Here is a 21,308-nt window from a genome sequence, read left to right as displayed (position 1 = left end):
GGTGTTTTCGGCACATACGAGGCCGATGGCGTTGCCGAGGCCTGGTTCAACATCCGGCCGGTCGCACGCGGCCATATGCTTTTCGTCTGCCGGCAGATCCGGTTGACCCTAGACGCCCTTGATTACCCTGAAATCGTGGTGTTCTGCGAGACGGAAGCCGGCCGGCGTATCGCCGCGCTCACGGGTTTCCACTTCGCCACCCATTTCGAGCAAAGGGAAATCTGGCGATATGGGAAATCTATTCGGCGGCGGCCAGCAGAAGAAGGCCCTGGCACTGCAAAAGCAGACGGCGGAACAGCAGCAGCGCCGGCAACTCGCGGATCTCGCGCGGCAGCAGGCCGAGACTGACCAGGCCGCGGCCGGAAAGACCGGCCGGCGCGCAATCGGCGGCCAGATGCTGACGTTCCTTTCCGGCGAAGGCGTCGACAAGCTCGGCGGCGCCTGATGTCATCCATCCCCGCCCTTACTGCACGTCGCAACGTCGCCAGACGCGAACGCGACAGCTTCAAGCCGCTGCTCGACGACGTCTATCGCTACGCAATCCCCTTCCGGAAATCGACGAGGGAAACAGGTCCGGCTGAAAAACGCGTCGACCAGGTCTTTGACCACACCGCAATCGACAGTGCCTTTCGCTTCGCCGGAAAGATGCAGCAGGACTTCTGGCCAGCGGGACAGGACAACTTCTCGATCGAGCCCGGTCCGATCGTGCCGCTCGAGCAACGCGACAATCTCAAGATACAGCTCGAACCGATCTCGAAGGTCTGCTCGGCCTTCTTCGAGGATGGTGACTGGGATCTCGCATTCCATGAGATGGCACTCGATCTTTGTGCGGGCACGGGCGCCATCCTGATGAACCCGTCGATCGAGCCGGAAGTCCTATGGGAACCGATCTCGGTTCCGACCGAGGAACTGCTCCTCGAGAGCGGCCCGAACAACAAGATCAGCGGCATCTTCTGGGATCGCAAGATGTCCGTTCAGGTGATGATGGACACCTGGCCGGAGGGAAAATACGCCCAGACACTCAAGGATCTCCAGAAGCAGAAGCCCGATACCGAGGTCGAGGTCCATGTCGACACCATCTGGGTCAGCAAGGAACGCCGCTGGCATATGATCGTCTGGTGCGACAAGCAGGACAAGATCGTCTTCCAGACGAAGAGCCGGACATGTCCCTGGCTTACTCCGCGCTATTTCCGCGTGCCAGGCGAAACCTATGGCCGCGGGCCTGCCATGCTGGCAATGCCGACCACGAAGACACTCAACACGGCAGCCCGGCTGCAGCTGCAGGCCGCGGCGATCGCCATGCTCGGGATCTACACTGCGGTAGACGATGGCGTCTTCAATCCGGATCTCGCCGAGGTGAGGCCCGGAAAGTTCTGGAAAGTCGCGCGGAACGGCGGTGCGATGGGGCCTTCCATCACGCGCTTTCCGGATCCCCGCCTGGACCTCTCCAACATGGTCCTCAACGAACTGCGCATGGGCGTCAAGGCGACGATGATGGACCAGAGCCTGCCCCCGGACGGCGCCGCCGTCCGATCGGCGACGGAAATCCTCGAGCGCGTCAAGCGCCTGGCATCCGATCACCTGGGAGCCTACGGCCGCCTGGTCAAAGAGGTAACGATCCCGGCCGTCAAACGTGTTCTCGAGATCGCCTACAACAAGGGCCTGATCAAGGACGACATACCGATCGACCAGCTGCTGGTGAAAATCCAGATCAAAAGCCCGCTTGCGATCGCACGAGAGGCTCAGCGCATCGAGAAGATCGTCCAGTGGCTGCAGATGGTCATCATGATCATGGCCGAACGATCGAACCGCGTCGCCCATATCGAGACAGCGCTCGCCGATATCGGCAGCCAGCTCGGCGTTCCGCGCAATTACATCGTCACGGCCGAAGAGCGCAAGACGATGGACCAGCGGGAACAGGACATGATGACCGCCCAGGCCTTGGCAACTGCCGCCGGCGCAACTCCAGGAGCCATCTGATGCAAGCCCAAAGCCTCGAGAGCATCATTTCCGGAGCCGCCGGCGGCGGTCATGAATGGTTCGACCAGGTCGATGCACGGCTCGGCTCGAAACTGGACCTGCAGCAGGCGAAAGAAAGCGAAGATGCCCGCGTCATTTCTGCCGCCTGGGCCCGTTTCGCCGACAGCGCCGACGGTCGCAAGGCACTGGAGCGCCTCTTCGACACAACGCTGCGCAGGACCGTCTTCTTCGTGCAGCTCGGGCTCGACGCCCAGTCGATGGCGGTGTTCGGCGCCTTTCGTGAAGGACAGAACGCGGTCGCATACGAGATTGCCCGGCAGATCGGCCTCGGCAATGCGGAGGCCGTGACGCCCCGCGAAACCTGAAGAAAGGCGTGAACGATGCATGAATTCCTGATGCGCCGCTTTGAGCGGCTTCTCGACGAGGGCGGCCTTGGTGGCGGCGGTGACGCCGGTACGCCCGATCCGAACGGCGGTACCGGTGGCGCCCAGGGGGGCGATGGCCCGAGCTGGAAAGCCCCCGACGGGATCCCGCCGGAACTGATCGGCGGAACGGCCGACGAAACGCTCACCAAGCTGGTCGGAGCCTATAGCGACCTGGACAAGAGGGCCAGCGGCCTGCGCGAGAAACTCTCAAAGCTCCCCTCCGCTCCGGCAAAACCCGACGAATATGCGTTCGCTCCGGGCGACGACCTCAAGGACTATTTCGGCGATCTGACAAAAGATCCCGTCTTCAACCAGGCAAAGCAGGCGGCCCACAAATACGGCATGAGCCAGGAGCAGTTTGCCGGCTTCATCAACGAAACCTTCGGTCCGCTGGCCAAGGAAGGCCTGCTGATCAAGCCCTATGACCCCCAGACGGAGGTCAAGGGCTACATGACCGCGACCGGCCTGGACGCAAAGGCCGCGACCGCCGCGCTCGATGCCAATCTCGTCTTCGCCAAAGGAATTTCCGAGCAGCTGCAGCTGCCCGAAACCCTCAAGGCGGACGCGCAAGCACAGCTGATTGCGATGACCGATACCGCCGTCGGCAATGCGCTCCTTTCGGCAATCTCGGCGCGCTTCAACGACATCGGGATCCGGGTCGGTGGAGAAGGCGGAGCCGCCGGGGAACTCACCGAAGCGGATCTGCGAAAGCTCGACGTCGACCCGCGCATCGATCCGCGCAACCGCGGGCACAAGGATCCCAATCAGCGCTATGACGAGGCACTGCGCACCCGATACGACGCTGCCTATCAGAAACTCGCCGCGCGCAAGTAGTTCTTTCGTGGTGATCAGAAGGGCCGGACCAGGTGTCCGGCCCTTCGCCCGTTTGGTTGACCCGATCCGCACGCGATTATCGTCGAGGCTAGCAACGGGTGGACCTGCAAACGCCCCGGCCTCTCCGGCCCGACCGGACCCGGGTGCTCCGAGCGGCCTCTCCTCCCCGGTGTCTTTCCCCAAATTCATCGGAGCTCACCATGACGCTTGAAGCAAACAACTGGTTTACCACCCAGTACGCCAACCGTGCGATGCACATCTACCAGGCCGAGGGCAATCGCCTCCGTCCGACCGTCACTCCGGCCGTCAAGTTCATCGGTTCGGAAAAGGCGGTGTTCTGGCTTGCCGGCAAGTCCAAGGCTGTCAGGAAGGACCGCCGCCAGCGCAACACCCCGTCCAATTCGCAGCGGAAGAAGTTCGAAGTAAACCTCGAGACCTGGACGGCGTTCGACGAAATCGAGGAATTCGACCTCGACCGCATGACCGTCGACGAAAAGGAAGTCGTTTATCAGTCCGGCGCCATGGCGCTGGGTCGCGCGACCGACATCGAAATCTATCAGAAGATGGCGGCCGCAAAGACCGTCGCCGATGTCGACTTCTCGGCCGCCGCCTTCAGCGCCGCCAATGCGCTGACGCTGTGCTCCATGCTGCAGAACGACAAGGTACCGTGGGACGGAAACGTCTATTGCGGGCTGCCGTCCCTGCAGTGGAACCAGTTCATTGCCAACAAGGTCGTGAACGATTCCGATCACGTCGGACCGGACATTCCCTTCGTCAAGGCGACCTCGACCCGCTTCTGGAACGGGGTCAACTGGTTCCTCTTCGTCGAGGAGGATGCCCAGGATCTCTACCCGGTCCCGGCAGCCAACAAGCAGGACCTCTTCATCTGGCACAAGTCTGCCATGGGCTGGGGTGCGCACACCGATCTGCAGGTCCGTGTCGACTGGGACAACCGCGAGGACGTCTGGACCGTCAACATGAAGGCCAAGGGCGCTTCCACCGCCCTCCAGGAAGGCAAGGGCGTCAAGCGATTCACGACGTCCAGCAACTCGGCGATCGCGATCGTCTGATCGATCAGGCCGGCGGACGGAAACGCCCGCCTCTCTCTTTCCGCTCAACAGGAGAATGAGCCAATGGCTTTTGACATCAAAGGCTTCCGCACCACGGATTGGATGCCGAACCCGTCCGGCGAGGCCGGCGCAAATCTCAATGTTCACCAGTATGTGACCAACGACGACACCGCGGCGGTCATCACGGCCGGATACTTCAACTCGATCTGGCGCCGCCTCAAGAAGGGCGATCATATCAACATGACGCTCGACCTCGACGGAACCGTCATGCGCCGCGATTACATCGTCACCGCATCTGCTTCCACCGGCGTCACGATCGCGGCGCAGAACGTCGCCTGACGTCCCTGCCCCGCGCAGCCGCCGCCGGATCACGCCCCGGCGGCGGCATGTCTTCTGGAGATCCCCGACATGGCGCTCATGACTATGGCCGATATCATCAATGCCGCCTGTGCCCGCATCGGTGAGGAGCCCGTGCAGGACTTCGCCGACGATCTCGGCGGCGGACAAAGCTCCCTGCTGATCTACGAGGAAACCGTCGATTTCAATCTCGGCCTGCAACCGTCCGGCTTCTTTTTTGCCCGCGAGGTGCGCCAGCTCTCCAAGATCGATGGCGCCACGCCGTTCACGGGCTACGAACATGTCTTCGACATCCCGCAGCCGGCTATCGGACCACCGGTTTTCCTGACAGACGATCCGAGCGACCCAGATCGCCGCTACGTCGACTTCATCCTTACCAACAACCAGGTGCATGCGGCCGACAACCCGCTTTACGCCATGGTCAAGTTCCGACCCGACCCGCATCGTTGGTCGCCAACCTTCCGCAGCGCAACCATTACCGCCATCGCCGGCCATCTCGCATTCGCCATCACATCCGACCGCAACCAGCGCTCGGATCTCTTGACCCTTGCCTATGGCACCTCCCAGGAGAACTATCGCGGCGGGATGATGCGCGCGGCCCTGAGCGAGGACGGCTTTGCCAATCCGAGCCGTTCGATCAAGGTCGACAATAATCCGCTCACCGGCGCCTGGAGAAGCTGATGTCCGCCCGTCCCGGTCGCACACAAGCTGCTTTCACCGCCGGCGAGCTGGACCCGCTCCTGCATGACCGCACCCAGCTCAAGTATTTCTCCACCGGCCTGAAGCACGCCGAAAACGTGGTCATCACGCCGCAAGGCGGCATGCGCCTGTCCGACGGGCTGCGGCATGTCGGCGACCTTGCGCCAGATGCCGACCGGATCTTTCCCTTCGACGCTTCCAACGGGGCGAGCTTCGACATGGTTTTCGGCGGTACCAATTGCCAAGCCTGGGATGCAACCGGCCTCTCCGCGAGCTTCACGGTCGCCGGCATCGCCAGCCTCCTTCCGGAGATGACCTATGCGCAGCGTTTTGACACGATGCTGTTGTTCCATCGGGACCTCGAGTCGAAACGGATCCGCCTGACGACGGGCGGATGGGTGGTCGACAACCTGCCCTATGCGAACCTGCCGCGCTACGACTACGGTGCGACCTACACTAATGGCGTGCCGGCGATCTGGCGGCTGGAATTCGTCGGTCTCGATACCGGATCTTCGATCTTCCAGCTCAAGGTTTCTCAGCAGGAGACCTTTTCCATCACGTACAACAGCACCATGTCGACGCTGGTCTCGTCGATCACGGCCGCACTCACTGACCTGCCGAACGTGGAGCCGGGCTTTTCCGTGGCCTCACCGTCTGGCAACGTCATCACCATCACGTTTAGCGGAACCGGAAACGAAGGCGACGGCTGGGCCGTGTCAGGCGAGGTTGTCAACAAGGCAGATGCGGCAATCGTGGCGTCGAAGACGCAAGTCGGGGTGCCGCCGGGTGAGGCCGTCATCTCGGCAACCCGCGGCTGGCCCCAATGCGGCGCGTTCTGGCAGCAGCGTTTGCTGGTCGGCGGCATGAAGGGGCTTCCCAATGCCTGGCTGATGTCGAAGACCGGCGACTACTTCGAGTTCAACGAGCGCTTTACCGAGGCGAACGGCCCCGCCCTGGTGCCAATGGACAGCGCCGGCGGCGAGACGATCGAGGCGATCGTGCCCTCCCTCAACCTTCTGATCTTCACCTCCCAGGCAGAATACTGGATCGCCGAGCGCGCGCTTTCGCGAACAGAGGCGCCGAACCACGTCCAGGCTAGCCGGCATGGAAGCAATCGTGGTCTGCCGGTCACAGAAAACGAGGGGGCCGCGATCTGGTGCCACAAGAACCGGTCGACGATCGGGGAATTGCGCTACACCGACGTCGAGGGAAACTTCGTCGCAACCGATATCTCGCTTCTGGCACCGCACCTGCTGCGCAACGTCCGCGACATGGCGGTCCGCCGCACCACGGAGAACATCAGCTGCAACCTGCAGGCCATCATTCTCGAAAGCGGCGAGGCACGCCTGGTCTCACTCCTGCGTGAGCAGGAGGTTACCGCCTATGCGCGCAGGACGAGCCACGGCCATTTCAAGCGCGTTTCGCGGAACGGCCGCAACGAACTCTCCTTCATCATGGACCGCGACGGCACGCGAACGCTCGAGCGCATGGAAACCGGCCTGCTGCTGGACGAGGCGATCGACATCACGATTCCGTCGCCCTCCAAAGAGGTCACCGGCCTTTCAAGGTTCAACGGCCGCGAGATCTGGCTGATCGGTGACGGCGACGTCTTCGGGCCCTACACCGTTTCCGGCGGAACCGTCACGCTGCCGAAGAGTGTTTCCGCGGTGACGGCCGGCACATGGAAGCCCCCGATCGTCGAGACCCTGCCGCCGCCACGGGACATCGGTCCCAACACCGTCCTCAAGCGGAAGGCGAGAATCCACACGGTGCATCTCGCCCTCGACGACACGACCAGTCTTGCGATCTCGACCAACGGCGGCGCACTGAAAGAGGTTGACCTCTTCCGCTACGGCGTTCTCGCGGATGTTCCGGAGTTGTCGCAGGGATACACCGGCGTCATCAAGATCAGCGGCCTGCGCGGCTATAGCGACGAACCTTTCGTCCGGATCTCCCAGCTGCGGCCCGGTAGACTGAACATCCGATCGATTACCGTCGAGACTGCACTCTAGGGAGATCCGAACATGGAACTGGCCGTCGCCGCGATCGGCAAGGTACTCGGAGGCCTTGGCCTCAGCGCCGGCGCCGCAGCCGGTGCAGGCGCCCCCCCCGCCGCCGCGGCGGCGACCGGAGCAGCGACCGGCGTGGCGAGCGTCGCGTCTTCCGGCGCACTCACCGCATTGCAGGGGCTTGGTGGTATCCTGAAAGTCCTGGGAACACTCGGCGCCGGCGCTGCCGCCGCCGCCGAAAGCCGCCAGCTGGCGGTCGAGGCGGACCTACAGGCCGGCCAGGAGGAAATCGAAGGCAAGCAACGGCAGAACCGGATTGGCCGCGAACTGGCACGCGTGCTCGGCCAGAACGATGTCACCTATGCCGCCGCCGGCATCGATCTTTCCGGCGGCATCGCCCAGAGCCAGGCGCAGACCGCCAAGGAGCGCGCGGCCTCGGAAATCACGATCGACCAGCGGGACACCGACTTCCGGCGAGCGCAGTATCGCCAGCGCGCCAGCGGCTATCGCCAGCGAGCGAAATCGCAAACGGGCGGCGCCCTGATCAGCGCGCTCGGCACGGCGGCAGAATTCGGCATGGGCTTGGCGGAGCGAGGCTGATGGTCAACAAGCAAGTGAGAAGCCCCGGCGCGATCCTGCGTTTCGAGCCGGAAGCACGCATTTCCCGCGATGTTCCCTCCTCGGCGGTCTACACCGGCCAGGCCTGGGAGGCCCTTGCCAGCGTGGCCGGCGGCCTCTCCCAGAAGCTCGGCCAGATGGCGGATCGGGCAGCCCAGCGCGAAGGACAAATGGCGGGCCTCACCGCCGGCCAGGAGGCGGGCGCGGCCTACCTGCAAGCGACGGCCGACACAGCGGCTGCAGCCGGTACCGCCGGGAAAGGCCCCTGGATAGAACAGGCGAAGGCGCTGCTTCGAAAAGAGGAAAGCTTTCGCGATTCGCCATACTGGGATGTGAACGCCCACCGTGTCGGCTATGGATCAGACACGACAGTCACTGCCGACGGCAAGGTCGTTCGCGTCACCCCGGGATTGAAAATCACCCGCGAAGATGCCGAGCGAGATCTCGAGTATCGACTGATGAAGCGCGAGGGCGCACAGGTGCAAAAGCAGCTGGGCGAGACCTGGAACAAGCTTAGTGACAGCGCTCGGGCAGGCCTTGCGAGTGTCGGTTACAATTATGGGTCGCTCCCAGATACAGTCGTTTCCGCCGCCAAGACTGGCGATCCTATGGCGATCGCGGATGCGGTTGCAGCGCTTCCTGCCAACAGGAAGCGCCGGCAGCGCGAGGCCGCACTCATCCGAGGCGGTGGCATGCCGTCCGGCGTCTCGGCAGAGATGACGGCTTCCATCACTCCCAACCAGCCGGCAACCGCGCCGGTTCAGGTCGCCGAGGTGCTGCCGACGGCGCCGCTGGCGCTTCGTCGCGATGGCACGATCCGCGGTGAGGCTTACGACGACGCCTACGCCAGCTCGTATTCCTGGCGCATGCAGCAGGGGATCTCGACCGAGCTCTTCAACGCTCACCAGCAGTTTTCCGAGGATCCGGATCAGTTCGCCGCGGCCGTCTCTGATATTCGCGCGAAATACGCCGCCGATCCAAATCTCTCCGACCCGCAGCTGCGCGAGGTGTTCGACAAGAGCTTCACCGAACGCTCGGAAGCCTATGCCCGCGACGTAGCGGCCAAGCGCGATCGACGGCTGCGGGAAGAGCAGCTCGTCACATTTGCCGAAGGCTATGACGCTCAGCGCATCGACATCGAGCGACAGGCGCAGGTGCTCGGCGCCAATCAGCAGGGCGACCATATCATCACCAGGCAGGTTGCACAGGCTGCAGCCCAGATCGACCGAGCAGCCGAACTCGGCACGATCACGCCGGCGCAGGCGGCCAAATACAAGGCCGAGATTGCCGAGACCGCTGCACGTGGTCGCGTCCAGGGTGTCTTCGAGGCCCTGCCGACGCCGGAGCAGAAAGAGCAGTTTGCGTTGACGCTCCTCGAGGAGTGGCGCGATGGCGAAGGCCCGCTCGCTGCCCTGCCCTTCGACACAGTTCGCGCCATGTCGGACACCTTCCGCCGCGATGCTCGCGAGCAGATCAACCAGCAGCGAGCGGCCAACAAAGCCGAAGTCTCGCGCCTGGCTGCACTCGTGGACGACGACGTCGCCTCCATCCAGGAGACAGGCAAGGGCCTTGACCCCTCCGCTGGCCTGACGCCCGAGCGTGTGCTCGAGCTTTCCGGGGAAGAAGGCCTGTCCAGCTGGCAGGCCGCGCGCGAAAAGGCCGGCCGGATCTTCGACGCTACCAACGGCATGGAGAAGCAATCAGCCGAGGATATCCTCGAGCGGCTGAACATCATCAAGCCGAAGCCCGGCACAGCGGGATATGCCGAGGCCGTCGAGGTCTATCAGCTTGCCCAGAAGAAGGCTCAAGATGTCCTCAAAGAGCGCCAGACGGACCCCCTTGGCCAGGCCGCGCGCGCCGGCGTGGTCGAGATCACCGCCATTGATCCGACGAGTGCGGACAGCCTCACCGCGACGCTGACGGAACGGCGCCAGGCGCAGACGGCGGTGGCCGGGCTCTATGGCCAGTCCGTTCCGGTCTTTCGTCCCGGCGAAAAGGAGATGCTCACCTCGGCGCTGGCCACCAATCCCGAAGCCCTGCCCGCCTTCGCCTTCACCGTCCGAAAGGTCTATGGCAAGGATGCGCCGCGCGTCATTGCCGAGATTTCAGAGGACGCGCCCGTCATCGCCCACGCCGCGGGCCTGTCGCTCGCTACCGGCGACAACAGCGTGGCGGCGGACGTCGCCAACGCGCTCGGCATGAAACGGGAGAAGCTCTTTACCGCCAAGATGCCGAGCCAGGGCGAGATCACCGCGTTTGCCTCGAGCCGTATCGGCGGCGCCTTCATGGCCGATCCACGCACCCAGAATGCCGTCATCCAGACGGCAGCGATCCTCTTCGAGCATGCCGCCAATTCGCAAGGGTTCGATCCCTCCGAACTCAAGACGGAAGGCAGCGTTGCACAGGCCGCGTTTTCGCGTGCGCTTGATCGCGCCGCCGGCGCCCGCTCGATCGGTGGCGTTACCTATGGCGGGATCGCCGAGGTCAATGGCGGATCGGTCATCGTGCCCGCCGACATGCCGAAGGACCGGCCGCAGGAACTCATGCGCAATCTGACCGACGAGCAGCTCGCAAAATTGCCGCCGATCGACAGCGGAGACTTCGACATCGATATCGCCGATATCCGCGGCGCTCACCTCGTTTCCGACGGCGACGGCATCTATCGCGTGGCGCTCGGGGATCCGCTTTCGGAGGATCCCCGCTACCTGGCGACGGCCGACGGCAACTACTGGCGGCTCGATATCCGGCAGCTCGAAATGATCTCGGCGCAGACCCCGGGCAATCCGCTCGGCTTCAGCGGATCGAATTTCAACCCGTTTGGATGGCAGCCCGGCCGATGAGCTTCTGGTACAGCGACACCAGCAACCAACGGCCAACGTCGATCGCACGCGGAAAGGCGACGCTCGAGGACATCTATGACGCCGCATCCGAACAGATGCGGCTGGTCGATAACCAGAACTCCGCCATCGAAGCCCTGACGCGCGCCTATGACGAGAGGATCAAGGCGATCCAGGCGGCCACCGGCGAAAGCCTCACCAACCCGATGCGCGAGGCGACCTCGAGCGCTGATCGCCAATACACCGAGCTTACCGCCGGCAGCACCGTCTTCATGCGTGACGCAGCGCCCGAGCTCGCCCAGCAGAAGGCCGCGCAGTTCAACACCCGCCTTGCGGAAATCGCCAGACGGTTTCCGGAAAAGGCCGCGATCATCGGCGCCGATCGACCGGTCGAACGGGACGCCGAGGCCCTTTCCCGGCATGCCGACGAGCGCCTCGGCAAAGCACTCGCCAGCCGCGACGGCATTGCGAAATGGATCCCGATGCTTGCCGGCGGCATGGTCGGTTCGGGCTATGATCCGATGCAGGTCGGCACCTGGTTCGTCGGCGGCGGCGCCGGTGGTGCGCGGACCGCAGCCGGCCGGATCCTGCAGGCGACGCTCTCCGAAGCGGTCGTCAACGGCCTCACGGAGGCGGTGCAGCAGCCACAGATCCAGGCCTGGCGACAGCAGGCAGGCCTGCCAAACGGGCCGGCCGAAGCCATAAAGAATGTGGCGATCGCCAGCCTGCTCGGCGGAACGCTTGGCGGCGGCTTCCAGACAGCCGGCGAAGGGCTCGCCAAGGTCATGCGCGCGATCGACCCGCCAACCGCAGTGCGCGCGATCGCTGACGCACCCGCGACGCGTCCCGAACTGCGTAGCGCGCTCAGCGGTGATGGTCGCGCCGCCGCCGAGCTTCTCGCCCCCGTCCGCGCGGACCTGCCGCCGGAGGCCCGCGGTGCGCTCACGGCGATCGAGCTCGACCGCATCACGGCGGACGCCCGGCCGGCATCCGCCTCGCCTTCCCTGCATGACAGCGCGAGCGCCCGTGCGATTGCCGCCGCCCAGGCGAACGCGCCCTTCTTCCATGACCCGGCGCCCGAGCAGATCGCCAGAATCGTCGACCAGCTCGTGCCCGAAACAACAAGGCCCTCCCGTTCCGCGCCAACCCAGGACACGCTCGAGCGCTTCCTGATGCGTGCCGGCGGCGTCAAGGACTTCAAGGGAGAGCTTGAGGCGATCGGCATGTCCAACCGTTCCGAGCGTTTTGTCGGAAAACTGGTGCGTGAGGACGGCATGCCTCTCGACCAGGCCCGCTTGCGCGCGGCCGAGGCCGGATATTTCGACAATCTCTACGGCACCCCTGAAGCCGCAATGGAAAAGTCGACGATCGCGGACCTCCTCGACGCGCTCGACAGCGGCGCTCGCGAGACGGCGCCCGTTCGCGACCCCGGCGACGGGCGCGCCTATGCCGAGAGCCTGGTGCACGAAATCGCCGCACGTGCGGGCCCGGCCGTTGACGATCACCTCATCCTTCAGGCAGCCGAACTCGCAAACGCGGAAGGTATCGCGCCGGCCGAGGCGCTGGACCGTGTTCTCATCGCCGACGACGCCAGGCGTTTCGCCGCGGAGAACGGCGGTGGATCCCAGAGCTGGTCGCCGTCGGATCGTACCGGCGGGCTCGACGATCCGCTCGGCTTTCCCGACGAGATGAGTTTCAGCCGCCAGGATCTCGCCGACCTCGAGGACGATATCGACATCCCCTTCTTCGATGACGAGCGCGCAGTCACCGGCGCGGAGCTCATCGAAGAAATCGAGCGACTGGACCATCTTTCGACCGTTGTGGAGGCCTGCCGCCTATGAGTTTCGCCGATTGCCTGCGCACTGCCGTCGAGGGCGGTGAACTGAAAGCCGAAGACGCAAAACGCCTCGAGCGCGACTTCAGACGTTTTCGCGACCGCTTCGCCAACAACAGCGAGACGATGGCCGATGCGGAGGCGAAAAAGGCGCTTGCCGAACTGCTGAAGGCGGAGAGTGCCCACCAGAAGCGCAAGGCGAAACTGTCGCTCCAGTCGATCAAACGGATCTCGGCCGACCTGTCGTCATACAAGAACCCCAAGGGTGAAGCCGACATCGCGGCCGCGGCGGTCGACCTGCTCGAGCATTTCGGGACCGCCCCCTTTGCTTCGGTCGAAGGGCGCCGCAAGGCGATTGTGGGGATGGCGCATGCCCGCATGGAAGATGCGCTCTATCACTTCCGGCGATCGGCGCTCGCCGGCGACCTGGCACGCCACAACAAGGCGGATCTCGACAACGTCTTGCGCGAAGCCTTCGGCGAATCGACGGGCGACACCAGCGCCAGACACTTCGCAAAGGTATGGGAGGACACCCACGAATGGCTTCGCCAGCGCTTCAACGCCGCCGGCGGCGCGATCGGCAAGCTCGAGCGTTGGGGACTGCCGCAGCACCATGACGCCCGCGCGTTGCGCAAGGCAGGGCTCCAGACCTGGAAAGACGCGATCAGGCCCCTGCTCGACGTTTCCCGGATGAAGCACCCGCTGACCGGCAGGGCGGTCGATCCCGGCGAGCTCGACGACATCCTCACCGAAATCTGGACCAATGTCGCAACGGAAGGCTGGGCCAAGAAGCAGCCCGCCCGACAGGCCTTCGGCCGTGGCTCGCTTGCCAATCAGCGCGCCGATCACCGATTCCTGATCTTCCGCGATGCCGACAGCTGGCTCGCCTATCAGCGCGACTTCGGCGGCGGCGGCGACGTCTTCGCCTCGATGATGGGGCACATCAACGCCATGTCCAAGGACATCGCCGCCATGGAGGTGCTCGGCCCCAATCCATCCGGAACGATCGAATGGATGAAACAGGCAGTCCGCAAACAAGCCATGCAGAAGGCAGCAGGCCAGAAGAGCTTGCTCGCCGGCAGTCCCGAAAGGGCCAACGACCTGGCGAACGCTGCGGAACGCAAACTCGACAGCCTCTGGGGCAGCATTCGCGGCACGCTCGAAACACCCGTCAACAGCAGTTGGGCTTCCGGCTTTGCTGCCGTCCGCTCGCTCATCACGGCGTCGGTTCTCGGCTCGGCCGCACTCTCGTCGCTTTCCGACATCGGCACGACGATGGTGGCCCGCTCCTTTGCCGGCATCGATGCAAAGGGCGCCGTCAAGGATATCGTCCAGGCGATGGGTTCCGTGACACGGAGAGAGGCTGTTGCCGCTGGCCTCATCCTCGACAATGCCATGCATGTGTTCCATGCCCAGGCCCGCTATGTCGGCACGCTTGACGGCCCCGGTTGGTCGAGCTTCATCGCCGATCGCGTACTCACTCTTTCGGGGCTCACGCCCTGGACGCAAAGCGCTCGCCACGCCTTCGGGCTGGCCTTCATGCGCACCGCAGCCGAGAACATCGACAAAAGCTTCGATCAGCTTCCCGCAGCCTTCCGCTCGACCTTCTCCCGATATGGTATCCGCGCGGGCGACTGGGACAGGATGCGCCGCATGCCGATGCACGACATGGGCAACGGCGTCAGAATCCTGCGCCCCCAGGAAATCGGAGAACGGCTCGACGAACGCCTCGCCGAGCGGTTCCTCGAGATGATCCAGTCGGAAACCGAATATGCAATCCCGAACGGCTCGCAGCGATCCAAGATCGCACTCGTCGACCAGAACCGCCCGGGCACGTTTCTCGGCGAGGTCGTCCGCAGCTTCGCCCAGTTCAAGAGCTTCGGCGCGGTCTTTCTCATCCTGCACGGCAGGCGCATTCATGGTCTCCTGCAGGGCAGCAATCCTGCCAAGGGTGCAGCCTATGCCGGATCGCTGTTGATCTCGACGACGCTGTTCGGCGCGATGTCGCTGCAGCTGAAGGGCCTGGCCCAAGGGCGCGATCCACAGAAGATGGATGCGACCTTCGGCGCGGCTGCCATCCTGCAGGGCGGCGGGCTCGGCATCTATGGCGACTTCCTGTTTTCGAACATCAACCGCCAGGGCGGCGGCTTTGCAACGACCTTCGGTGGCCCGGTTGTACAGCGCGCCAACGATCTGTGGAATCTGACGGCCGGCAATGTCGCCCAGCTGGCAAGCGGTGAGAAAACCCATTTCGGCCGCGAACTGGTGAAGTTCATGAAGGGCAACACGCCCGGCGGGACGATCTGGTACACACGCCTTGCCTGGGAACGGATCCTGATGGATCAGCTGCAGTTCCTCGTCGACCCGGAGGCCGACAAGGCGTTCAAGCAACGCCAGCGCTTTTTCCAGAAGGAATTCGGCCAGCACTTCTGGTGGCAACCCGGCCGCGTGACACCGCAGCGGGCGCCAAATCTCGGCGCCGCCATTGGCATCGGCGGCGGTTGACCCTACCAACCCCATGAAAAACTGACCCCGGATCAAATCATCATCCGGGGTTTTTCATGAGCGTCGTGCTCCCGATCGAAGACGACCCGCGCTTTCGGATCTACACCGCTTCCGAGGGCCAGAAGACATTCGCGATCCCGTTCCCCTTCCAGGACGATATCGATGTCGGGGTCTATGCCGACGTCGGTGGCGCCTGGGCGCCAATGCCACTATCAGATTATTCGATGACGGGCGCCGGCCAGCCCACGGGTGGAACGGTCACCCTGAACACTGGTCGTGCCAACGGCGACAAGATCCTCGTGCTGGGTGAGGCCGCCCTGGAAAGGCTGACCAGCATCGTCATTAACGGCCGGTTTTCCAGCAAGGCCAACGACGACGAGCTCGACCGCAATCGCATCATCCAGCAGGAAATCCGCCGCGATGTCGATCGTGCTCTCCGCGTCAAAATCGGCGGCGCACCTCTCGAACTCGTTGATGATTTCGAAGATGGTGACAGCCTCGCCTATTCGAACGGCCGCATTGGCAAGGGTCCCAACGTCCTTGCCGTCATCGGTGTAGAGCAAGCCGCCGCAGCATCGGCTTCGGCGGCGGCGGAATCCGCAGCGGCTGCGCTCACTAGCCAGAATACCGCTGCCATCTCCGCAGCTTCTGCGCAGGCATCCGTCAACAGCGCCGATGCAACTCTCATGTCTGCACAAGCACTCGTGGCCGCTGCGAGTGCCGGTTTCACTGGCTTCGATGACGGTATCGCCTATGACTTCGGCTCGATCGCAACTCCTATTACCTATTTTGACCAAGACTGGGGAAATCTCTGATGTCAACGCAGATCCAGCATCGTCGCGGCACCACCGTACAACATGCCTCTTTTACAGGTGCTGTTGGTGAAGTGACCGTAGACACGACGAAGAAGACCGTCGTCGTGCATGACGGCGCCACCCTGGGAGGAACACCACTCGCAAAGGAAGCAGATGTTGCGGCAAAGGCAGACGCCACGGCGACCGCTACGGCACTGGCGTCGAAAGCAGACGCGGCGGCAGTCGCCACGGCTCTCACGGGAAAAGCCGATGCCACTCCCACCGCGTCCGCACTGGCAGCTCGCGTCCGCACCGATACCAGTCAAGGCCTCACGGCTGCGGAGCAGGGGCAGGCCAGAGCCAACATCGGCGCGGACTTCATGGGAGGACTTCGCGACAAGCTGATCAATGGTAATGGGGCAATCAGCCAGCGTTCCTACGGCACGGTTGCCGACGACACCTACTGGTGCGATAGACACTACGTCCTTACCCAGACGGCGCCCATTACTCCTACACTAGTCGTCGACGTCGCAAACGGGCTTCCGAGCATGATGCGGCTCACGCAGTCGCAGGCGGCGGCCCAGCGCATGGGAAACGCCCAAATCGTCGAGGCATCGGTTTCAAAACCCATGCGCGGACAAACTGTCACCCTTGGAGGCAAGCTTCGTTGCTCGGCCGGGCAAGCCATCCGCTTCGCTGTTCTCGAATGGACTGGCGCTGCTGACGCGGTGACTTCGGACGTCATCAATAGCTGGACCAGCGGAACCTATACGGCCGGCAACTTCTTTCTTGCCAGCAACCTGGTCGTGGCCGCGGTTGGCGCCATTACGCCGACTGCCAATGCCATCGCCAAATTCGCTTTGACGGCTGCCATCAGTGCGGCATGCAACAACATCATCGTGCTCTACTGGACCGAAGGGACAGCCGCGCAGAATGTCACACTTGACATGGCCTGGGGGCTCGTCGAAGGCGACGCCAGCGTAGAGGACAACCCCTTCCGTCCGCGCCATCCGCAGCAGGAGCTGGCCTTGTGTCAGCGCTACTTCGAAAAATCTTACGATCCGCCGGTAGGTCCCGGAACGGCGACAACCACCGGGCAGAAGGTCGCAGTTCCTCCCGCCGGCGGCGTGTCGGCGCTGCGGATCCCGATAGAGTTCAAGGTGACGAAGAGAACATCGTCTCCAACGATTGTTGCCTATTCACCGTTCAATGGGGCCTCTGGCTTTGTCTACGACGTGGCAGGAGCGGCCAATCGCACCGCGGCGATCGACAGCATCGGTGCATCGTCTGCCAGCATCATGAACAATGTCACTACCACTTCCCAGGGCACACACAGCGTGCACTGGACAGCAGATTCGGAGCTTTGACCATGATCGTCCATGGATACACCGCAACCGGCGCAGTCGACGCGACAATTGATGGGCTGCGCATGGCTATACCCGACGACCCGTCAAACCGGCATCGCCGCATGATTGCGTCATGGGAAGCCGATGGAAATATCATCCCGCCCTACGTGCTACCGGCCGCCGTCTCCACCGATGTCAACGCCGAACGCGACCGCCGCATCCAGGCGGGCACGACGATCACCGTGACCGGCTACGGGCCGATCCCCCTCACCGGCCGCGAGCGCGACCAGATCAACCTGATCACGCTTGCGAGCCGTGCCCAGGCGATGAAAGCTGCTGGCCTGACCGCTGCTGGCATCGTGATCCGAGATCGCGACAACATCAACCATACCCTCACTCCGGATCAGATGATCGAGCTCGTTTCCGCCGGCACGGGTTGGATCGAGGCGACGATGAAAGTCTCGTGGGACATGAAGGACAGCGCCGGTGCCTTCCCTGACGGCATCCCGCCTAACTACACCGACGATTTGTATTGGCCGTAACGCCTCGCATTTGACGGCATCGGCAACCCTTTAGACTCGGCTCCAGTTCAACCACGGCTGGAGCCTTTTTCATGGCACGACTTCCGACGACAATTCCCGCGGCCGCCAAACACCTGCTGGCCTTCATCGGTGGAATCGAGGCGCCGCAGGGCCATGACACCATCTATGGCAACAACCAGCACAAGCTTCCCCGGCCGCTCACGACGATGACGATCGGCGAGATCGTCGACGCCCAGAAGTCCTGGACGCGGCGCTTCAAGAGCTCGGCCGCCGGACATTACCAGTTCATGCGCGCCACACTGCAGGGCCTCGCGAAGGAATATTCAGCGGACATCGACGGCAGCACGGTCTTCACCGCCGACATTCAGGACCGGCTCGGCTATGCGCTCCTTCTGCGTCGCGGCTTCGACGAGTTCATCTCCCGTCGCATTGGTCGCGTGGAATTCGCCAAGCGCCTTGCCCAGGAATGGGCAAGCCTGCCGGTGCTCGCCGACTGTCAGGGATCCGAGCGCCAGGTCACGCGCGGGCAGAGCTACTATGCCGGAGACGGCCTCAACAAGTCGCTCGTCAAGCCGGCTGCTGTCGAGGCCGCGCTCGAGCGCGCGCTCTTTCTCGCCTCACAGGACGACGTCCAGGCGGCCCCGACGCCGGCCAAGGTAGAGCCTGCAGCGCCAGCGCCGTCCTCTGCTCCGGTCACGCTGGAGCGCAAGCCCGTGACGGGTAACTGGCGCGATGTCCTTGTGACCGTTCTTTCGAAACTGTTCGGAGGAAAATCATGAGGATCCTGAAAGGCTTTCGGACCTACCTGTTCAACGCCATCGCCGCGATCCCGCCGCTCATCGTCGAATTCGCGCCCCTCCTCAACGCACCGGAGCTCCGCGCCGTGCTGCCTCCCCACTGGCTGCCCTGGTATTCGCTCGCCATCGTCGCGGTCAACATCGTGCTGCGCAGCGTCACGACCACGCCGCCGGGGAAGCGGCTGTGATCCGGGTCTACGCAGCGATCGGGATCCTGATCGGCGCCGGGCTCCTGCTCGGCGCCATCTATCAAATGGGCCGCGCCGATGAGAAGGCCAAAGTTGCGGCCCGCGACAACCGCGAGCTCGTCGAGCAGATCAAGGACAGGAGCCTCATCGATGACCAGGTCAACCGCATGTCTCCTGCTGATCTTTGCCGCGGCCTTGGCGGGTTGTACGTCGACGGGCAGTGTCAATGACGGCGCGGGCTATGCCCGCCTAACACCCAGCACGCAGACCCGCACCTTCATCGTCGCAAACGACCAGTCCTTTGCGCGTCAGGTCCTCGCTCACAATCTGCAATGCGATCGCGACGAAGCGTGCCGGAAGGGTCGATGATGGACGGAACCGCGATCATCCTCGAGCAGCTCAGGAACGTGCACGAACGCCTCGAGAAGATCGACCAGGCTGGATCGGAGCGGGGCCGCAGATTGTGGGAGAAGCTCAACGAACAGGACCGCGAACTGGTGCTGCTGGGGCATCGCTTCAGCAAACTCGAGGAGAGCGTCAACGGACAAGCTTCGACACTCGAGCAGTACCAGGACCTCAAGAAGCGAGCGGAAGGTGCCGGATGGCTGGGCCAGAAGCTGATTTGGATTGGCGCTTTCGTGCTCAGTGCGGCCGGCTGGATATACAGCAGCTGGAACACGATCGCGAGCGCTCTCAAATGGCTTGCAGGAAAGTGAGAGTATCTGTAAGAAACGGCGACTAAGTGGAAAAGTCGCACAAAGCTTTCCACTTAAGATCATGCAATGATTAGATGTTGAAATAACTTTTAATCAGTAGGTCCAGGGTTCGAATCCCTGCGCTCTCACCATTCTTGCCTCACAACTGGGATTCGAGCGGCAGCAAGCCGGTGACGGCGGCGACGAACCGACGCCACAGACTGGCATCGGGATCATGATCGCCAACCTGTCTGCCATGCTCTTCCGTCCAGACGATCCGGCCCGATTCGAGGGCGAGCCGATAGCTGTGCTTCGGGTCCGTATGGGTCGCGAACTCCCGTTCGAGCGCCGACGCAAGCGGTAGGTCGCGAAAGATCAGTCCCATCTCGGTATTGAGCGAAATCGATCGAGGATCGAAATTGAATGACCCGACAAACCCGGCGATGCCGTCGACCGTAAACGCCTTTGTATGCAGACTGGCACTACTGGACCCGAATAAAGAGAACCGGCGTGGCCCGCCATAGGGCCTGAGCTCGAACAGGTAGACACCGGCCGCGAGAAGATCCGGTCGATAAGGGGCGTAAGCGCCATGCACTGCCGCAACGTCGGTGGCCGCGAGGGAGTTTGTGAGGACCGAGACGGAAACGTGCCGCTCGGTCAGGCCCTTCAGCATAGCCATCCCTTCGTCTCCGGGGATGAAATACGGCGAGATCAACTCCACCGTCTGCGTCGCCGATGCAATCGTCGGCAGTATGGCTGTGTCGAGCCACCCCTGCTGGCCGACGCCCAGGACCTTTTCCGGCGGATCCGATACGATCTCAGCCTCGGCCGTCCAGTGAAAAGCAAATCGATCCGCCGAGGCGCGGGCCGCAGCCTCGTCATCTTCGAGTTGGGAAAGATAGGCATCCGCTTGCCGGCTGTGCGCAAGAAGATCGAGCCGGGCGCGCAGTCGCAACAGCCCCTCGCCGCGGCCGTCTGAAAGGCGCGCCACCGGAAGGACCACCGGGCTGTTCCAGAACCTGTCGAAGATCGACGCAGTCGACGTGACAACCGTGCCCACCATCAGGACGTCGAGATCACGAAAATTGGCGTCACGCGCGGCTCCGAAATAGGCATCGCCGATATTGCGTCCTCCGACGATGGCCAACCGGCCGTCTGCGATCCACGCCTTGTTGTGCATTCGGCGCGTGACGGTGACGAAACGCAACAGCATCTCTGCGCCTCGTCCAAGGGCTCCCTCCCGGTTGATGGCCGGATTGAACAATCGAACCTCGATGCGGGGATGGCTGTCGAGTGCGGCGAGCAGCGAATCGTCGCCACGAGTATTGATATCATCGAGCAATATGCGGACCCGGACGCCACGATCGGCGGCCGCCAATACCTCCCGCGTCAGGAGGCCGCCAGTCAGGTCGTCACGCCAGTAATAGTACTGTAGGTCGAGGCTGCGACCCGCCGCGCGGGCGGCATGCGCCCTGGCCGCGAAGGCTCCGACATCTTCGGCGATCAGCGCAAGTCCGTTCTGATCGGGGCGATCGTCTGCCATCCGACCGAAGACCCGATCGAGCGCCGTAACATCCGCGACCGGTGGAATTGACTCTGAGGGGCGCCCCCGGGCGTGCGCTGCAAATCGACCATAGGCATAGACGGATAGCCACGAAACGACTGCAATTAGGACGATGACGACAAGAAGGTATTTCGCGATCCGCAAGCGTGCATCTCCCCGTGATGTGGAACAACATCCCATGAACGCTGCTGGATGCCGACGGGTTCAGTGCGCA

General features: G+C 63.3%; 20 protein-coding genes. 19 read left to right on the top strand and 1 reads right to left on the bottom strand.

Annotation, left to right across the window (positions count from 1 at the left end):
• The first annotated feature begins 229 nt into the window (after window positions 1–229).
• The 19 genes from ACX93L_RS05930 to ACX93L_RS05840 all read left to right on the top strand — a co-directional run bounded on the left by ACX93L_RS05930 (window position 230) and on the right by ACX93L_RS05840 (window position 19,551).
• Window positions 230–445, top strand: coding sequence for a hypothetical protein (locus ACX93L_RS05930; RefSeq protein WP_459403962.1), 216 nt, complete (start codon window positions 230–232; stop codon window positions 443–445).
• Window positions 445–1,980 carry a portal protein gene (locus tag ACX93L_RS05925; RefSeq protein WP_459403961.1) on the top strand — a complete coding sequence of 512 codons (1,536 nt, stop codon included), beginning with the start codon at window positions 445–447 and terminating at the stop codon, window positions 1,978–1,980. Before ACX93L_RS05930 ends, ACX93L_RS05925 begins: the two co-directional genes overlap by 1 nt.
• Window positions 1,980–2,345, top strand: a complete 366-nt coding sequence (locus tag ACX93L_RS05920; RefSeq protein WP_459403960.1) for a hypothetical protein — start codon at window positions 1,980–1,982, stop codon at window positions 2,343–2,345. Before ACX93L_RS05925 ends, ACX93L_RS05920 begins: the two co-directional genes overlap by 1 nt.
• Window positions 2,346–2,360: 15 nt before the next feature.
• On the top strand, window positions 2,361–3,239 hold the full coding sequence (locus ACX93L_RS05915; protein WP_459403959.1) for a hypothetical protein: 879 nt from the start codon (window positions 2,361–2,363) through the stop codon (window positions 3,237–3,239).
• A 200-nt stretch (window positions 3,240–3,439) separates the two neighbouring features.
• On the top strand, window positions 3,440–4,309 hold the full coding sequence (locus ACX93L_RS05910; protein ID WP_459403958.1) for a phage capsid protein: 870 nt from the start codon (window positions 3,440–3,442) through the stop codon (window positions 4,307–4,309).
• A 63-nt stretch (window positions 4,310–4,372) separates the two neighbouring features.
• Window positions 4,373–4,648, top strand: coding sequence for a hypothetical protein (locus ACX93L_RS05905; RefSeq protein ID WP_459403957.1), 276 nt, complete (start codon window positions 4,373–4,375; stop codon window positions 4,646–4,648).
• A 69-nt stretch (window positions 4,649–4,717) separates the two neighbouring features.
• Window positions 4,718–5,347 (top strand): hypothetical protein, encoded by a 630-nt coding sequence (locus ACX93L_RS05900; RefSeq protein ID WP_459403956.1) that lies wholly within the window; start codon window positions 4,718–4,720, stop codon window positions 5,345–5,347.
• Window positions 5,347–7,377, top strand: a complete 2,031-nt coding sequence (locus ACX93L_RS05895) for a phage tail protein (RefSeq protein WP_459403955.1) — start codon at window positions 5,347–5,349, stop codon at window positions 7,375–7,377. The genes ACX93L_RS05900 and ACX93L_RS05895 overlap by 1 nt, the downstream gene beginning before the upstream one ends.
• A 12-nt stretch (window positions 7,378–7,389) precedes the next feature.
• Entirely contained in the window at window positions 7,390–7,974 is a 585-nt protein-coding gene (locus tag ACX93L_RS05890) for a hypothetical protein (protein ID WP_459403954.1), read from the top strand.
• The gene (locus tag ACX93L_RS05885) at window positions 7,974–10,832 is read left to right on the top strand and encodes a hypothetical protein (RefSeq protein WP_459403953.1); all 2,859 of its coding nucleotides are present in this window, start codon (window positions 7,974–7,976) and stop codon (window positions 10,830–10,832) included. Before ACX93L_RS05890 ends, ACX93L_RS05885 begins: the two co-directional genes overlap by 1 nt.
• Window positions 10,829–12,670 (top strand): hypothetical protein, encoded by a 1,842-nt coding sequence (locus ACX93L_RS05880; RefSeq protein WP_459403952.1) that lies wholly within the window; start codon window positions 10,829–10,831, stop codon window positions 12,668–12,670. The genes ACX93L_RS05885 and ACX93L_RS05880 overlap by 4 nt, the downstream gene beginning before the upstream one ends.
• Window positions 12,667–15,168: a hypothetical protein gene (locus tag ACX93L_RS05875; RefSeq protein WP_459403951.1), complete on the top strand. Its 2,502-nt coding sequence runs from the start codon at window positions 12,667–12,669 to the stop codon at window positions 15,166–15,168. The genes ACX93L_RS05880 and ACX93L_RS05875 overlap by 4 nt, the downstream gene beginning before the upstream one ends.
• A gap of 56 nt (window positions 15,169–15,224) precedes the next feature.
• A complete protein-coding gene (locus ACX93L_RS05870; protein WP_459403950.1) occupies window positions 15,225–15,983 on the top strand; it encodes a hypothetical protein in 759 nt (252 codons plus the stop codon).
• Window positions 15,983–17,329: a hyaluronate lyase N-terminal domain-containing protein gene (locus tag ACX93L_RS05865; protein ID WP_459403949.1), complete on the top strand. Its 1,347-nt coding sequence runs from the start codon at window positions 15,983–15,985 to the stop codon at window positions 17,327–17,329. Before ACX93L_RS05870 ends, ACX93L_RS05865 begins: the two co-directional genes overlap by 1 nt.
• Before the next feature lie 2 nt (window positions 17,330–17,331).
• Window positions 17,332–17,850 (top strand): DUF4376 domain-containing protein, encoded by a 519-nt coding sequence (locus tag ACX93L_RS05860; RefSeq protein WP_459404155.1) that lies wholly within the window; start codon window positions 17,332–17,334, stop codon window positions 17,848–17,850.
• A 71-nt stretch (window positions 17,851–17,921) separates the two neighbouring features.
• On the top strand, window positions 17,922–18,629 hold the full coding sequence (locus ACX93L_RS05855; protein WP_459403948.1) for a hypothetical protein: 708 nt from the start codon (window positions 17,922–17,924) through the stop codon (window positions 18,627–18,629).
• Window positions 18,626–18,835 (top strand): hypothetical protein, encoded by a 210-nt coding sequence (locus tag ACX93L_RS05850; protein ID WP_459403947.1) that lies wholly within the window; start codon window positions 18,626–18,628, stop codon window positions 18,833–18,835. The genes ACX93L_RS05855 and ACX93L_RS05850 overlap by 4 nt, the downstream gene beginning before the upstream one ends.
• Window positions 18,832–19,065 (top strand): hypothetical protein, encoded by a 234-nt coding sequence (locus ACX93L_RS05845; RefSeq protein WP_459403946.1) that lies wholly within the window; start codon window positions 18,832–18,834, stop codon window positions 19,063–19,065. Before ACX93L_RS05850 ends, ACX93L_RS05845 begins: the two co-directional genes overlap by 4 nt.
• 135 nt (window positions 19,066–19,200) lie before the next feature.
• Complete coding sequence (locus tag ACX93L_RS05840) at window positions 19,201–19,551, top strand: hypothetical protein (protein WP_459403945.1); 351 nt, start codon at window positions 19,201–19,203, stop codon at window positions 19,549–19,551.
• Between the two features lie 139 nt (window positions 19,552–19,690).
• Here ACX93L_RS05840 and ACX93L_RS05835 read toward each other — a convergent pair whose 3' ends face one another.
• Complete coding sequence (locus tag ACX93L_RS05835) at window positions 19,691–21,274, bottom strand: phospholipase D family protein (protein WP_459403944.1); 1,584 nt, start codon at window positions 21,272–21,274, stop codon at window positions 19,691–19,693.
• Window positions 21,275–21,308: the final 34 nt, after the last annotated feature.

It is taken from the genome of Rhizobium sp. CAU 1783 (genome assembly GCF_054551725.1).
The sequence above is the reverse complement of the archived record's forward strand: the minus strand, read 5'-3'. Positions and strand labels throughout refer to the sequence as shown.

What these genes read in the sequence shown, in the direction of transcription:
- ACX93L_RS05930 (WP_459403962.1), top strand. Translation starts at nt 230, where the DNA reads ATGGGAAATCTATTCGGCGGCGGCCAGCAGAAGAAGGCCCTGGCACTG.
- ACX93L_RS05925 (WP_459403961.1), top strand. Translation starts at nt 445, where the DNA reads ATGTCATCCATCCCCGCCCTTACTGCACGTCGCAACGTCGCCAGACGC.
- ACX93L_RS05920 (WP_459403960.1), top strand. Translation starts at nt 1,980, where the DNA reads ATGCAAGCCCAAAGCCTCGAGAGCATCATTTCCGGAGCCGCCGGCGGC.
- ACX93L_RS05915 (WP_459403959.1), top strand. Translation starts at nt 2,361, where the DNA reads ATGCATGAATTCCTGATGCGCCGCTTTGAGCGGCTTCTCGACGAGGGC.
- ACX93L_RS05910 (WP_459403958.1), top strand. Translation starts at nt 3,440, where the DNA reads ATGACGCTTGAAGCAAACAACTGGTTTACCACCCAGTACGCCAACCGT.
- ACX93L_RS05905 (WP_459403957.1), top strand. Translation starts at nt 4,373, where the DNA reads ATGGCTTTTGACATCAAAGGCTTCCGCACCACGGATTGGATGCCGAAC.
- ACX93L_RS05900 (WP_459403956.1), top strand. Translation starts at nt 4,718, where the DNA reads ATGGCGCTCATGACTATGGCCGATATCATCAATGCCGCCTGTGCCCGC.
- ACX93L_RS05895 (WP_459403955.1), top strand. Translation starts at nt 5,347, where the DNA reads ATGTCCGCCCGTCCCGGTCGCACACAAGCTGCTTTCACCGCCGGCGAG.
- ACX93L_RS05890 (WP_459403954.1), top strand. Translation starts at nt 7,390, where the DNA reads ATGGAACTGGCCGTCGCCGCGATCGGCAAGGTACTCGGAGGCCTTGGC.
- ACX93L_RS05885 (WP_459403953.1), top strand. Translation starts at nt 7,974, where the DNA reads ATGGTCAACAAGCAAGTGAGAAGCCCCGGCGCGATCCTGCGTTTCGAG.
- ACX93L_RS05880 (WP_459403952.1), top strand. Translation starts at nt 10,829, where the DNA reads ATGAGCTTCTGGTACAGCGACACCAGCAACCAACGGCCAACGTCGATC.
- ACX93L_RS05875 (WP_459403951.1), top strand. Translation starts at nt 12,667, where the DNA reads ATGAGTTTCGCCGATTGCCTGCGCACTGCCGTCGAGGGCGGTGAACTG.
- ACX93L_RS05870 (WP_459403950.1), top strand. Translation starts at nt 15,225, where the DNA reads ATGAGCGTCGTGCTCCCGATCGAAGACGACCCGCGCTTTCGGATCTAC.
- ACX93L_RS05865 (WP_459403949.1), top strand. Translation starts at nt 15,983, where the DNA reads ATGTCAACGCAGATCCAGCATCGTCGCGGCACCACCGTACAACATGCC.
- ACX93L_RS05860 (WP_459404155.1), top strand. Translation starts at nt 17,332, where the DNA reads ATGATCGTCCATGGATACACCGCAACCGGCGCAGTCGACGCGACAATT.
- ACX93L_RS05855 (WP_459403948.1), top strand. Translation starts at nt 17,922, where the DNA reads ATGGCACGACTTCCGACGACAATTCCCGCGGCCGCCAAACACCTGCTG.
- ACX93L_RS05850 (WP_459403947.1), top strand. Translation starts at nt 18,626, where the DNA reads ATGAGGATCCTGAAAGGCTTTCGGACCTACCTGTTCAACGCCATCGCC.
- ACX93L_RS05840 (WP_459403945.1), top strand. Translation starts at nt 19,201, where the DNA reads ATGATGGACGGAACCGCGATCATCCTCGAGCAGCTCAGGAACGTGCAC.
- ACX93L_RS05835 (WP_459403944.1), bottom strand. Translation starts at nt 21,274, where the DNA reads ATGGGATGTTGTTCCACATCACGGGGAGATGCACGCTTGCGGATCGCG.